The sequence below is a fragment of the Streptomyces sp. NPDC034084 genome (genome assembly GCF_055575535.1).
Genome location: NZ_JBVISK010000001.1, coordinates 1026411 through 1039598, shown reverse-complemented (window position 1 = coordinate 1039598; position 13188 = coordinate 1026411). Strand labels below are relative to the sequence as shown.

Genomic DNA, 13188 nt, shown 5'->3' with positions numbered 1-13188 from the left:
CCCGGACCTTGACCGTGTTATGCCAGGACCCAATAGTGGGAGCGCTCCCATTCCCTTCCGCGACGGGATACCCATGCGCAGAACACGACACCTCCTCGCGGGGCTCGCCCTGACCGCGGGCCTCCTCGCCGGCGCGGCGCCCGCCGAAGCCGCCCCGGCACCCTCCGAAGCCCCCGCCCCCGCCCCCTCGTACACCTGGAAGAACGTCCGCGTCGACGGCGGCGGCTTCGTCCCCGGCATCGTCTTCAACCGGAGCGAGAAGGACCTCGTCTACGCCCGGACCGACATCGGCGGTGCCTACCGGTGGGCGCCGGGCACGCAGACCTGGATCCCGCTCCTCGACTCCGTCGACTGGGACCACTGGGGCCACACCGGTGTTGTCGGCCTCGCCACCGACTCCGTCGACCCGAACCGGGTGTACGCCGCCGTCGGCACGTACACCAACGACTGGGACCCCGGCACCGGCGCCGTCCTCCGCTCCGCCGACCGCGGCGCCACCTGGCGGCGCGCCGACCTCCCCTTCAAACTCGGCGGGAACATGCCGGGCCGCGGCATGGGCGAACGCCTCGCGATCGACCCGCACCGGAACAGCGTCCTCTACCTCGGCGCCCCCAGCGGCAACGGCCTCTGGCGTTCCACGGACTCCGGCGCCACCTGGTCGAAGGTCACCTCCTTCCCCAACCCCGGGAACTACCAGGACGATCCGGCCGACACCAGCGGCTACAACTCCGACGAGCAGGGCATCGTCTGGGTCACCTTCGACGAGTCCACCGGTACGGCGGGCGGCGCGACCCGCACGATCTACGTCGGCGTCGGCGACAAGGAGAACGCCGTCTACCGCTCCACCGACGCCGGGGCGACCTGGGCCCGACTGCCCGGCCAGCCCACCGGCTACCTCGCCCACAAGGGCGTCCTCGACGCGGCGAACGGCTACCTGTACCTCGCGTACAGCGACAAGGCCGGACCGTACGACGGAGGCAAGGGCCAGGTCTGGCGGTACGCGACCGCCACCGGCGCCTGGCAGAACATCAGCCCCGTCGCCGAGGCCGACACGTACTACGGCTTCAGCGGCCTCACCGTCGACCGGCAGCACCCCGGCACCGTCATGGTCTCCGGCTACAGCTCCTGGTATCCCGACACCCAGATCTTCCGCTCCACCGACAGCGGGACCACGTGGACCAGGGCCTGGGACTACACCTCGTACCCGGACCGCGCCGACCGCTACACGATGGACGTCTCCTCGGTGCCCTGGCTGACCTGGGGTGCGAGTCCCGCTCCGCCCGAGCAGAGCCCGAAGCTGGGCTGGATGACCGAGGCCCTGGAGATCGACCCCTTCGACTCGAACCGGATGATGTACGGCACGGGCGCCACCCTCTACGGCACCACCGAGCTCGGGAAGTGGGACACCGGGGCGAAGTTCACCATCAGGCCCATGGCGCGGGGTCTCGAGGAGACGGCCGTCCTCGACCTGGCCTCCCCGCCCTCGGGCGCCCCGCTGATCAGCGCCCTCGGCGACATCGGCGGCTTCCGCCACACGGACCTCACCAAGGTCCCGTCCATGATGTTCACCGGCCCGAACTTCACCTCCACCACCAGCGTCGACTTCGCCGAGACCAAGCCGGACACGGTCGTGCGCGCCGGGCACCTCGACGGCGGGCCCCGCGTCGCCTTCTCCACCGACAACGGCGCCAACTGGCGCGCGGGACAGGAGCCTTCGGGCGTCACCGGCGGCGGCACGGTCGCCGTGTCGGCCGACGGCGGCCGGTACGTGTGGAGCCCGGACGGCACCGGTGTCCACACCGGCACCGGAGCCGCCTGGACCGCCTCCACCGGCATCCCCGCGGGAGCGACCGTCGAGTCCGACCGCGTCGACCCGCTCACCTTCTACGGCTTCAAGGACGGCACCTTCTACGCCAGCACCGACGGCGGTCTCGCCTTCACCGCCAGGGCCACCGGCCTCCCCGCCGAGGGGCCGGTCCGTTTCAAGGCGGTCCCCGGCAGGAAGGGCGACATCTGGCTCGCGGGCGGGGCCACCGACTCCACGTACGGCCTCTGGCACTCGACCGACGGCGGCGCCGCGTTCGCCCGGGTCGCCGGCGTCGAACAGGCCGACACCATCGGCTTCGGCAAGGCCGCGCCGGGAGCCACGTACCCCGCTCTCTACAGCAGCGCGAAGGTCGGCGGCGTCCGCGGCATCTTCCGCTCCACCGACGCGGGCGCGAGCTGGGTCCGGATCAACGACGACGCCCACCAGTGGGGCTGGACCGGCGGCGCCATCACCGGGGACCCCCGGGTCTACGGCCGCGTGTACGTCTCCACCAACGGCCGCGGCATCATCTACGGCGACACGGCCGAGACCCCGGGAGGCACGGACCCGGGAACGCCCCCCGGCGCCGCCTGCAAGGTCACGTACAAGGTCACCAACCAGTGGCAGGGCGGCTTCCAGGCCGACGTCACCCTCACCAACACGTCCACCACCGCCTGGACCGGCTGGGTCCTCGGCTGGGACTACCCGGCCGGCCAGCGGATCGGCCAGATGTGGAACGCCGCCCCTGCCCAGACCGGCACGTCCGTCACCGCCCGGAACGCCGGCTGGAACGGCGCCGTCGCCGCCGGGGCCTCCGTCTCCTTCGGCTTCACCGGCACCTGGACCGGGAGCAATCCCGCGCCCAGTGCCTTCACCTGCCCCTGAGAACGACTCAGGCCCCGGTTCTCACGAACCGGGGCCTGAACCATCAGGGTGAGTAACGGGACTCGAACCCGCGACATCCTGGACCACAACCAGGTGCTCTACCAGCTGAGCTATACCCACCACGACCGGCGGTTCTCCCGAAGGTTTCCCTGACCGGCCGAGAAGAAGTCTACAGGGTGCCGAGGGGTGCTCGCGCACGCATTCCGCGCCGGGCGCGAGCGGGCCCGTTCGAGCGGCTATTCGGTGGGCAGCACGTGGCGGGCCGCGATCTGCTTGGCGGTCTCGGAGTCGGGGCCGGGCTGCGGGACGAAGATCGCCTCGCGGTAGTAGCGCAGCTCGGCGATGGACTCGCGGATGTCGGCGAGGGCCCGGTGGTTGCCGTTCTTCTCCGGACTGTTGAAGTACGCCCTCGGGTACCAGCGGCGGGCCAGCTCCTTGACCGAGGAGACATCGACGATCCGGTAGTGCAGGTGGCCCTCCAGGGCGGGCATGTCGCGGGCGAGGAAGCCGCGGTCCGTGGAGACCGAGTTCCCGCACAGCGGAGCCTTGCCCGGCTCCTTGACGTGCTCGCGGATGTACGCGAGGACCTGGGCCTCCGCGTCGGCGAGCGTGGTGCCGCCGGCGAGCGCGTCGAGCAGCCCCGAGGCCGTGTGCATCTGGCGCACGATCTCGGGCATGGTCTCCAGGGCCGTGTCCGGCGGGCGGATCACGATGTCCACCCCGTCGCCGAGCACGTTCAGTTCCGAGTCGGTGACCAGTGCGGCCACCTCGATGAGTGCGTCGTCCGTCAGCGAGAGCCCGGTCATCTCGCAGTCGATCCACACCATGCGATCGTTCATGCGTCCTACCCTAAGACGTGATCAGTGTCCCGCCCCAGAGGGCGGGCCGCGGCAGGGGTGCCGCCCTCAGCCGCCCAGGACCTCGGACGCGGTCCTCAGCTGCCCCTGGATGGTCTTCCGCACCTGGTCGAGCTCTTCCGCGTGGTCCTCGATCGCCTGCTTCTGGTAGGCGACGTCGACGGCGTACCAGATGCCCGCGACGTTGTGCTTGATCTTGCACCGGGCATCCGCGGTGGCGACGGTCCGCTCCTCCGCAGACGCCGTCTCGCCGAGCCACTTCTTGTCGTCGGAGGCCTCGATCGGATTCTTGTAGGGGTAGCCGCTCTCCGCCATGCAGCGCGACCACGTGGCGAACGCGGCCAGCACCCGCCCGTCCTGGAGTGATTTCCCGAAACTGTCGAGATTCACGTCATTGGCGACCTGCGCGTCCCCGTAATCGCCCAGTTTCCGCCGCGCCTCGCCGATGCACCCGCCCTCCGGAACCTTCTGGCCCTTGACGTCCTGGCCGCCCTTTCCGCTTTTCTCCGAGGGATCGGCGGTGCCGCTGAGGATCATCCGCTCATTCGCGGTGAGTTTCTTCCGCCGCTCCTTGGCGTCCGGCATTCCGGCGTCCGGGCCGGCACCGGAGGACGGGGGCGTGGGCATCCGGTAGCCGTAGACGGCGGTTTTCGCGGGATCCAGCTTGCCGTAGCGGTACTGGGAGATGGTCTGGCCGTTCGGATCCGCGGCGAGCATGGGTTCGTCGTACGTGAAGCCGAAGCGCTGCATGCAGCGCACGCGCAGCGCGTATTCGGCTCTCCCCAGCCTGTTCCACTGCTCTTCGGTGAGCAGATAGGCCTCGACGGGGACGGGGTCGGTCACCGCCGTGGTGATTTTCGGTATCTCGATCCCGGCGGGGATTCCGTCGTGCGTTCCGCCCGGACCGGCGGACGGGCTGCCGCAGCCGGCGAGGAGGGCGGCCGCGACCGAGACGGGAAGGGCGGCCGAGAGGGCGCGGGGGAGGGACGTTCCCATGGGCTGTGGTTCCTTCAGGGCGTTGATCGGGGCGGGGATGCGGGAGGGGCACCCCGCCGGTATCCCGCCGGACGGAGTGCCCCTCTGGTGTCACGGTGCCGCTCAGCCCGTTCCGTAGTCGATGAACTTGCCGGAGGCGTTGTTGTTCTTCATCGTGGCGTTGAGGTTCGCCTTTCCGTCAGCGGGGACGGTCTGGTAGGCATAAGAACCGTTGTAGTTCGAGTTGTAATAGATCCGAACACGGCTCAGTCTGTCCCAGTTGTCCAGGGAGGCGGCGTTGTTCTTGACGACGACGCCCGCGCCGCTGCTGCCGGCGAGGCTGGCTTCGAAGTAGCGACCGGAGTAGTCCGGGGTGTCGTACTCCTGCTTGTACATCGCTCCCTTGTAGTCGGAGTTGTAGTACAGGCAGGCGTGGAAGTCTTCACACCCGATGACGGCGTTGGCCGGGCCCGCGAGGGCGAGGGACGATCCGGCGAGGGCCAGAGCGAGGCTCCCGGATACGAAGAGGCGCCTGACGTTCATCAGTTTTTCCTTCCGTCGGAAAGCCCGAAAGTATCAGGGGCCATGTGGGGGGAAATGACACAACGTCACTGCTTTCGGACGCCCCGGAAGGTGATCATTTCAATAGGGCGCCGAGGATTGCCTTCCTGCGGGAAGGGTAGGAACGGGGGTTACGGAGGAAGGGACGCACCGACGCCGACGGGCCCCCGGGGGAGGTGTCCCCAGGGGGCCCGTCGGTCCTGCGTCGCGCCGCTTGTGGCGGCGGCGGTCTGTTACGGCGCGCTGCGCTGCCCCGGCAGGGCCGGCCGGCCGGGCGCGTACGCGTCCGACTGCGGCTTGCCCGGCTCCAGGGGCCTGCGGAGCCCCGCCGAGCCCTGGGCCGGCACCGCCGCCTCGAGGACCGCCGTGCCGGTCTCGCCGTGCGGCCGCCGGGCGCGGTACGCCGCACGGTAGGCGGCCGGCGAGGAGCCGAGCTGGCGCCGGAAGTGACCACGCAGCGCCACCGGGGAGCGGAAGCCGCACCGGCCCGCGACCTCGTCGACGGAGTAGTCGGAGGTCTCCAGGAGCCGCTGTGCCTGCAGCACCCGCTGGGTGATCAGCCACTGGAGCGGGGCGGAACCCGTCAGCGAGCGGAACCGGCGGTCGAAGGTCCGCCGTGACATGTAGGCGCGCGCGGCGAGCGTCTCCACGTCGAACTGCTCGTGGAGGTGCTCCAGCGCCCAGGCGACGACCTCGGCCAGCGGGTCGGCGCCGATCTCCTCGGGTAAAGACCTGTCGAGGTAGCGCTCCTGGCCGCCGCTGCGCCGCGGCGGGACGACCAGCCGGCGCGCGAGGGCGCCCGCGGCCTCGGTGCCGTGGTCGGTCCGCACGATGTGCAGACACAGATCGATTCCGGCCGCGGTGCCGGCGGAGGTCAGGACGTCCCCGTCGTCGACGAAGAGCTCCCGCGGGTCCACATGGACCGACGGGTAGCGCTTGGCGAGCGTCGGCGCGTACATCCAGTGCGTGGTCGCCGGCCGGCCGTCGAGCAGTCCGGCCGCGGCCAGGACGAACGCCCCGGTGCACAGCCCGACGATCCTGGCCCCCTCCTCGTGCGCCCGGCGCAGCGCGTCGAGCGCCTCCGGCGGCGGCGGCGAGGTGATCGACCGCCAGGCCGGGACGACGACGGTGCCGGCGCGGCTGATCGCCTCCAGGCCGTACGGCGCGGTGAGTTCCAGCCCGCCGGTGGTCCGCAGCGGCCCCTCCTCGCCGGCGCAGACGAGCAGCCGGTAACGAGGCACGCCGGCGTCCTGCCGGTCGATGCCGAAAACGGAGAGCGGGATGGAGCTCTCGAAGATGGGGCCGCCGCTGAACAGCAGCACCGCGACGACTTCGCGACGGCGGCGCCCGGACAGCTTCCGTGCGACCTCCGGTGCGGCGGAGTCCTGGCTCATGACGCTAAGCCCCCCTCGGTGTTCGCGTCTCCCTGGTCGTGTCGCTCCTGCACGTTTCCCCTCGGTTTTGCACGAGACCCCAGTCTTCGGTACCCATGATCGAATCTACTGGCTCCCGTGGCGCCGTCGTGACAAGTTCTCCATCCGGTGGATTGTCGACATGGCAACTTGGCGTGAAGCGATCGATCGCGGAGTCTTGCGGCCGACGCCCCCGAGAGGAAGGGGCGGGGCGGGGAACGCCCCGTACGCGGGGGGTGAAGGCCCTTGGAACCGGGCTTCCGGGGCCATCGGCGGCGGCGTTGGCCAACCGTTCCGCCAAGGACACGCCGACGGCGAGAAGTTGGCTGAAAACATATGGGGTCGGGTGTACGAACCTGTCAACTCGAAGGGGTCCGGGTCCTAGTTCCGGCGCCTCGGGTGGACCGGCTCGGCGCGCAGCCCGCGCTCCGAGCGGCGCAGCAGCAGCCGGCAGGCCGCCGTCACCGACACGAGTCCGAGCGCGGCCCCGGCGGCCCCGCCGAGCGAGGTGCCGTAGACGAGGAGCACTACGGGGACCAGCACACAGCAGAAGACCGCCCAGTGGACGACGTCACCGACCTGGTCCGCCGCTCCCTGGGCCCCCGCCGCCCCCGGGTCCGCTCCGGCGGCCGGGGGGACGGCGGGCACGCGGCGGCGGCCGCGAGGCGCGCCGGGTGCGGGTGCGGGTGCGGGTGCGGGTGCGGGAGCGGCGGAGGTCTGGCCGACGGCGGTCGATGGTGCGGGCACGGGCGGTCTCCCTGCGACGGTGGGGCGGGTCCGGGGGCGATGGCGGGGCAGGTCCGCGGCGGGGGCCGCGGGGCCTGCGGCGACGGTGGTGCGGGGTCTGTGGCGGCGGTGGGCTGGACCTGTGGCAACGAGGAACGGAACGTTCCGGTCACTCTCGGCGACGTCCGTTTGGCCCCCGTACGGACGCCTGTAGGGCACATCCGGCATTGCCAGATCCCGAACCCCTCGTGCATGCTCCCTGGAACGCCGCGCGCGAGCGGCGGGCACGCCGGAAGTGGCACGGCGGGCTCTGGGCAGGAGAGGAGTGCCGCCGTACCCTTGGGGGTATGGGCTTGGGAAGATGATTCCCGGACACAGCTCCGCCGCCACCCGTCGTTCGTCCCCTCCTTTCCCCGTCCCTTCCCACGAGGACCCTCTTCGCCGAGACATCGATGGCCGGTCACGAATTCTCCGAACCCGCGGACCGCAAGCGCGTCGCCGATTCCACGGTCGACCCCCTCGCGGTAGAACAGCCACGCCATGCCTGCGACCCGGCCTTCCGGCACGGGGTGGTCGTCGGCTTCGACGGCTCCACCTCCAGTGAGCGCGCCCTCGCGTACGCCATCGGCATGGCCCGCCGCTCCGGATCGGGCCTGATCATCGTGCACGTGGCCAACCGGCTGCCCACCACGGTGTGGGCCGGCTGCGAGCCGCCGGTCTTCGTCGACGTACCGGACCACCGCACCGAGGTCCTCGGCCTGGAGCTGGCCTGCGCCGATCACCTCTCCGAGGTGCCGTGGATCCTGGTGGAGCGCGGCGGGGACATCTGCCACGAGCTGGAGGAGGTCGGCCGGGAGTACTCGGCCGACGCGATCGTGGTCGGCTCCACGCACGGGATCGTCGGCCGGATCTTCGGTTCCGTCGCCGGCCGTCTCGCGCGCCGGGCCCAGCGGCCCGTCATCGTCATCCCGTAACGGCGCCGGGAAGCGCGTACGCACCCGGAATCCTCTGACGCACCCGGAATCCCGTGACGCTCAGGGAATGCCGTAACGCTCCGGGGGTCCCGTAAGGCTTCCAGGGCCCCCTACGGCGCGAACGCCCCTCTTCCGCCCCGTACGACCCGTCAGGTCGCTCCCTCAACTGCCGTCATCCGGCCATAATTTCGGCCTTCCTCAGGTGAATTGTGTGCTTGTGAAGGGTACATAAAGGCCACGGAACACAGCAGCTCACGCAGGACAACTGCACACCTGAAGGGAGCCCGCCGTGAACAACGAAGTCGCCGCGGGAAACACCACCTCCACGCTCGGCCACCTGGCACTCGGACTGACCCTGCTGGCCTTCGGCCTGGGCGGAACCGGTGCCATCGACAACGTCGCGGCAGCGGATGCCGCGGGCCTCGCCACCTGGGTCGGCGGCGTGACCCTCTTCCTCGCCGGACTGCTCGCGCTGCGCGCGGGCGACAAGGGCGAAGGCACGGCGTACGCGGCGCTCGGCGCCTTCTGGTTCACCTGGGGCAGCGGAGCCGGCGGCCACGCCTCGGCCGACGCCATGGGGCTCTTCCTGCTCCTGTGGGCGCTCCTCGCGCTCACGCTGACCATGGCGGCCTCGGGCAGCGGGCTCTTCGGGCAGGGCGTGTACGGACTGCTGTTCGTCGCGCTGCTGCTGCTCGGCGTCGGCGCCCTCGCCGACAACGGCGCCCTCGGGAAGGCGGGCGGCTGGGTCGCCGCCGTCGCCGGACTGGTCGCCTGGTACGGCGCCACGGCCGCGGTCGCCGGCTGGCCGATGGCCATGCGCCGTCGCGCGGCGGGCGGCGCCCCGGCCGCCGGCTGAGGTCCGCGCGTACGACGGGAAAAGCAGCGGTCCCCGTGCACGGGAGGTATGTGCACGGGGACCGCTGGGTGTCCGGCCGAGGCTCCGGGGGACAGGCCCGGAGGGGCGCGGCGTCCGGGGGACAGGCCCGGGCGCCGCGCCTCGGCCGCGACGGCTGGTGCCTACTCGACCGTGACGGACTTCGCCAGGTTGCGCGGCTTGTCGATGTCACGGCCCATGGCGAGCGCCGTGTGGTAGGCGAGGAGCTGGAGCGGGATGCCCATCAGGATCGGGTCCAGCTCGTCCTCGTTCTTCGGGACGACGATGGTGTGGTCGGCCTTCGCCTGCGGCTGGTGCGCGACCGCGAGGATGCGGCCGCTGCGGGCCTTGATCTCCTCCAGGGCGGCGCGGTTCTTCTCCAGCAGGTCGTCGTCGGGGACGATCGCAACGGTCGGCAGGGCCGGCTCGATGAGGGCGAGCGGGCCGTGCTTCAGCTCGGAGGCCGGGTAGGCCTCGGCGTGGATGTAGGAGATCTCCTTCAGCTTGAGGGAGGCCTCCAGGGCGACGGGGTAGCCGCGGACACGGCCGATGAACATCATCGACTGGGCGCCGGCGTACGCCGCGGCGATCTCCTTGATCTGGTCCTCGGTCTTGAGGATCTCCTCGATCTGCGCGGGCAGCTTGCGCAGGCCCTCGATGATCCGCTTGCCGTCGGTGACGGACAGGTCGCGGATGCGGCCCAGGTGCAGGGCGAGCAGGGCGAAGGCGGTGACCGTGTTGGTGAAGCACTTGGTGGAGACGACGCAGACCTCGGGGCCGGCGTGGACGTACACGCCGCCGTCGGCCTCGCGGGCGATGGCGGAGCCGACGACGTTGACGACGCCGAGGACGCGGGCGCCCTTCCGCTTGAGCTCCTGGACGGCGGCGAGCACGTCGTAGGTCTCACCGGACTGGGAGACGGCGATGTAGAGGGTGTCGGGGTCCACGACCGGGTTGCGGTAGCGGAACTCCGAGGCCGGCTCGGCGTCGGCGGGGATGCGGGCCATGGACTCGATGAGCCCGGCGCCGATGAGACCGGCGTGGTACGAGGTGCCGCAGCCGAGGATCTTGATGCGGCGGATGGTGCGGGCCTCGCGCGGGTCCAGGTTCAGGCCGCCCAGGTGCACGGTGGAGAAGCGGTCGTCGATCCGGCCGCGCAGCACGCGGTCGACCGCGTCGGGCTGCTCGGAGATCTCCTTGTGCATGAACGTGTCGTGGCCGCCCATGTCGTAGGAGGCGGCCTCCCACTCGACCGTCTCGGGGGTGGCCGTGGTGGAGGCGCCCGAGGTGGTGTAGGTGCGGAAGTCGTCGGCCTTGAGGGTGGCCATCTCGCCGTCGTCGAGGGTGACGACCTGGCGGGTGTGGGCGATCAGGGCGGCGACGTCGGAGGCGACGAGCATCTCCTTCTCGCCGATGCCGAGGATGACCGGGGAGCCGTTGCGGGCCACCACGATGCGGTCGTTGAAGTCGGCGTGCATCACGGCGATGCCGTAGGTGCCCTCGATGACCTTGAGCGCCTCGCGGACCTTCTCCTCGAGGGTCTCGGCCTGGGAGCGGGCGATGAGGTGGGTGATGACCTCGGTGTCCGTCTCGGAGGCGAAGACGACGCCGTCGGCCTCCAGCTTGGCGCGGAGCTCCTGGGCGTTGTCCACGATGCCGTTGTGGACGACGGCGACCTTGTTCTCGGGGTCGAGGTGCGGGTGCGAGTTGATGTCGCTGGGGGCGCCGTGGGTGGCCCAGCGGGTGTGGGCGATGCCGGTGGTGCCGGTGAAGCGCTTGGGGACCTTGGCCTCCAGGTCGCGGACGCGGCCCTTGGCCTTCACCATCTTCAGGCCGGAGGCCTTCGGGCTGGTGACGACCATGCCGGCCGAGTCGTATCCCCGGTACTCGAGCCGTGCCAGGCCTTCGAGCAGCAGCGGGGCGACATCACGCTTACCGATATAACCGACGATTCCGCACATAAAGGTGAAACCCCTCCAGGTTGGTGATGAGTGCTGCTCAGCCGTAGACGATGCGGCGCAGCTGCCGGAGCGAGAGCTCCGGGGGCGCCACCGCCCGGTGCGGCAGCTCTGCCGCGATCCGTTCGAAGATCTCGGCGTTCACGGCGCCGCCCGACTGCAGTTCGCGGTGGCGGCGGCGGACGAACTCCTCGGTCGTCTCGTCGAAGTACGCCAGCACGTCGAGCACCACCCGGGCGGCCTCACCGCGCTGGAGCGCGGTGCTGCGGACCAGGTGGTCGATGAGGTCGTCGTGCGACGGGCGGCGTTCGAGCACCCGTGCATACTGAGGGGTCATCGGGCCCCTCCGCAAGAATCCTGCCCGAATTCGGGCAGGACGGTCATGATCCACTCGCCCTTCTGGCCTCTTGGTCCAGACCTTGACCCCGAAGAGGGGGCGCGGTACGCATGACGATCGACGGGATATACAGAACGACGGACGTGTCGATCACCCGAAGGGGAGCCCGCCTGTGAGACAGCGCCTGACGATTCCGCGCCTGATCGGATCCCTGCTCCTCTTCGCGACCGCCGGAGTCGGCTGCGGAGAGGCCGCCGCCGAGGGCGACAGCACCGACGCCAAGGCGCCCGGCAGCGCCACCGAACCGGAGGTCCGCCCGCTCGGCCGGATCGTCCCCGCGCCCGCCTCCGTCACCCCCGGGGGCGAGCCCTACACGCTCACCGCCGCCACCCGCATCGGCATCGACGAGACCTCCGGCGAGTCCCGCGCCCTCGGCCGCTACCTCGCCGGACTCCTCCGCCCCGCCACCGGCTTCCCGCTGCCCGTCGTCGACGACCGCGCCGCCGGCCGGGGCATCCGGCTCCGCCTCGCCCCCGGCGAGACCGCCCTCGGCGACGAGGGCTACCGGCTCCGCTCCGCGCCCGACGGCCTCACCCTCACCGCCCGCGAACCCGCCGGCCTCTTCCGCGGCGTCCAGACCCTGCGCCAGCAGCTCCCCTCCGCCGTCGAGCGCAAGAGCGTCCAGCCCGGCCCCTGGAAGATCGCCGGCGGCACCGTCACCGACACCCCGCGCTACAGCTACCGGGGCGTCATGCTCGACGTCGCCCGCCACTTCTTCACGGTCGACGAGGTGAAACGGTTCATCGACCAGGCGGCCCTCTACAAGGTCAACACCCTCCACCTGCACCTCTCCGACGACCAGGGCTGGCGCATCGCCGTCGACTCCTGGCCCCGCCTCACCACCTACGGCGGCTCCACCGAGGTCGGCGCGGGCCCCGGCGGCTTCTACACGAAGGCGCAGTACCGGGAGATCGTGGAGTACGCCGCCTCCCGCTACCAGGAGGTGGTCCCCGAGATCGACATGCCCGGCCACACCAACGCCGCCCTCGCCTCCTACGCCGAGCTCACCTGCGACGGCGTCGCCCCGCCCCTCTACACCGGCACCAAGGTCGGCTTCAGCTCCCTGTGCGTGCCCAAGCCCGTCACGTACGACTTCGTCGACGACGTCGTCCGGGAGGTCGCCGCCCTCACCCCCGGCCGCTACCTCCACATCGGCGGCGACGAGGCCCACTCCACCAGCCACGAGGACTACGTCGCCTTCATGGACAAGGTGCAGCCGGTCGTCGCCAGGTACGGCAAGACCGTCGTCGGCTGGCACCAGCTGACCGGCGCCACCCCCGCCAAGGGCGCCCTCGTCCAGTACTGGGGCCTCGACCGCACCCCCGCCGCGGAGAAGGAGCGCGTCGCGGCCGCCGCCCGCAACGGCACCGGCCTCATCCTGTCGCCCGCCGACCGCACCTACCTCGACATGAAGTACACCAAGGACACCCCGCTCGGCCTCGCCTGGGCGGGATACGTCGAGGTCCGCAGGTCGTACGACTGGAACCCGGCGACCTACCTCCCCGGCGCCCCGGAGAGCGCCGTCCGGGGCGTCGAGGCCCCGCTGTGGACCGAGACCCTCGCCACCACCGGTGACCTCGACGTCATGGCCTTCCCCCGCCTGCCGGGCGTCGCGGAACTGGGCTGGTCCCCGGCGGCCGCCCACGACTGGGACACGTACAAGGTCCGCCTCGCGGAACAGGCACCCCGCTTCGACGCGCTGGGCATCCCCTACTACCGCTCGCCCGAGGTCCCCTGGCCGGGGGAGTAGGGCAGGACGACG

At 71.2% G+C, this 13188-nt stretch carries 11 protein-coding genes and 1 tRNA gene; 4 read left to right on the top strand and 8 right to left on the bottom strand.

Annotation, left to right across the window (positions count from 1 at the left end; translation table 11 throughout):
• The first annotated feature begins 73 nt into the window (after nt 1-73).
• Complete coding sequence (locus tag ACZ51I_RS04695) at nt 74-2692, top strand: cellulose binding domain-containing protein (RefSeq protein ID WP_468871483.1); 2619 nt, start codon at nt 74-76, stop codon at nt 2690-2692.
• Between the two features lie 47 nt (nt 2693-2739).
• Here the strand turns inward: ACZ51I_RS04695 and ACZ51I_RS04690 are convergent.
• The 6 genes from ACZ51I_RS04690 to ACZ51I_RS04665 form a co-directional block, all read right to left on the bottom strand.
• Nucleotides 2740-2812: transfer RNA gene (locus ACZ51I_RS04690), tRNA-His, on the bottom strand.
• 116 nt (nt 2813-2928) lie between these two features.
• Nucleotides 2929-3531: an oligoribonuclease gene (gene orn / locus ACZ51I_RS04685; protein ID WP_468871482.1), complete on the bottom strand. Its 603-nt coding sequence runs from the start codon at nt 3529-3531 to the stop codon at nt 2929-2931.
• A gap of 66 nt (nt 3532-3597) precedes the next feature.
• Nucleotides 3598-4545, bottom strand: a complete 948-nt coding sequence (locus tag ACZ51I_RS04680; protein ID WP_468871481.1) for a hypothetical protein — start codon at nt 4543-4545, stop codon at nt 3598-3600.
• Nucleotides 4546-4647: 102 nt separating this feature from the next.
• On the bottom strand, nt 4648-5067 hold the full coding sequence (locus ACZ51I_RS04675) for a peptidase inhibitor family I36 protein (protein ID WP_468871480.1): 420 nt from the start codon (nt 5065-5067) through the stop codon (nt 4648-4650).
• A gap of 251 nt (nt 5068-5318) precedes the next feature.
• Nucleotides 5319-6479, bottom strand: coding sequence for a helix-turn-helix domain-containing protein (locus ACZ51I_RS04670; RefSeq protein ID WP_468871479.1), 1161 nt, complete (start codon nt 6477-6479; stop codon nt 5319-5321).
• A gap of 399 nt (nt 6480-6878) precedes the next feature.
• A complete protein-coding gene (locus ACZ51I_RS04665; protein WP_468871478.1) occupies nt 6879-7244 on the bottom strand; it encodes a hypothetical protein in 366 nt (121 codons plus the stop codon).
• A 431-nt stretch (nt 7245-7675) separates the two neighbouring features.
• Here ACZ51I_RS04665 and ACZ51I_RS04660 point away from each other — a divergent pair, with 431 nt between their 5' ends.
• On the top strand, nt 7676-8197 hold the full coding sequence (locus tag ACZ51I_RS04660) for a universal stress protein (protein WP_360801053.1): 522 nt from the start codon (nt 7676-7678) through the stop codon (nt 8195-8197).
• Between the two features lie 289 nt (nt 8198-8486).
• Entirely contained in the window at nt 8487-9053 is a 567-nt protein-coding gene (locus tag ACZ51I_RS04655; protein ID WP_468871476.1) for a GPR1/FUN34/YaaH family transporter, read from the top strand.
• Between the two features lie 161 nt (nt 9054-9214).
• Here the strand turns inward: ACZ51I_RS04655 and glmS are convergent, their stop codons facing one another.
• Together glmS and ACZ51I_RS04645 are read right to left on the bottom strand one after the other, a co-directional pair.
• The gene (gene glmS / locus ACZ51I_RS04650) at nt 9215-11032 is read right to left on the bottom strand and encodes a glutamine--fructose-6-phosphate transaminase (isomerizing) (RefSeq protein WP_468871474.1); all 1818 of its coding nucleotides are present in this window, start codon (nt 11030-11032) and stop codon (nt 9215-9217) included.
• A gap of 37 nt (nt 11033-11069) precedes the next feature.
• Entirely contained in the window at nt 11070-11345 is a 276-nt protein-coding gene (locus ACZ51I_RS04645) for a hypothetical protein (protein WP_030210307.1), read from the bottom strand.
• Nucleotides 11346-11538: 193 nt separating this feature from the next.
• On the opposite strand from ACZ51I_RS04645, the gene ACZ51I_RS04640 reads away from it, so the two are divergent.
• On the top strand, nt 11539-13176 hold the full coding sequence (locus ACZ51I_RS04640; protein ID WP_468871473.1) for a beta-N-acetylhexosaminidase: 1638 nt from the start codon (nt 11539-11541) through the stop codon (nt 13174-13176).
• The last annotated feature ends 12 nt before the right edge of the window (nt 13177-13188 follow it).

Excerpts from the sequence above, each read along its gene's own strand:
- ACZ51I_RS04660 (WP_360801053.1), top strand. The coding sequence starts at position 7,676 with ATGGCCGGTCACGAATTCTCCGAACCCGCGGACCGCAAGCGCGTCGCC.
- orn (WP_468871482.1), bottom strand. The coding sequence starts at position 3,531 with ATGAACGATCGCATGGTGTGGATCGACTGCGAGATGACCGGGCTCTCG.
- ACZ51I_RS04675 (WP_468871480.1), bottom strand. The coding sequence starts at position 5,067 with ATGAACGTCAGGCGCCTCTTCGTATCCGGGAGCCTCGCTCTGGCCCTC.
- ACZ51I_RS04670 (WP_468871479.1), bottom strand. The coding sequence starts at position 6,479 with ATGAGCCAGGACTCCGCCGCACCGGAGGTCGCACGGAAGCTGTCCGGG.
- glmS (WP_468871474.1), bottom strand. The coding sequence starts at position 11,032 with ATGTGCGGAATCGTCGGTTATATCGGTAAGCGTGATGTCGCCCCGCTG.
- ACZ51I_RS04680 (WP_468871481.1), bottom strand. The coding sequence starts at position 4,545 with ATGGGAACGTCCCTCCCCCGCGCCCTCTCGGCCGCCCTTCCCGTCTCG.
- ACZ51I_RS04695 (WP_468871483.1), top strand. The coding sequence starts at position 74 with ATGCGCAGAACACGACACCTCCTCGCGGGGCTCGCCCTGACCGCGGGC.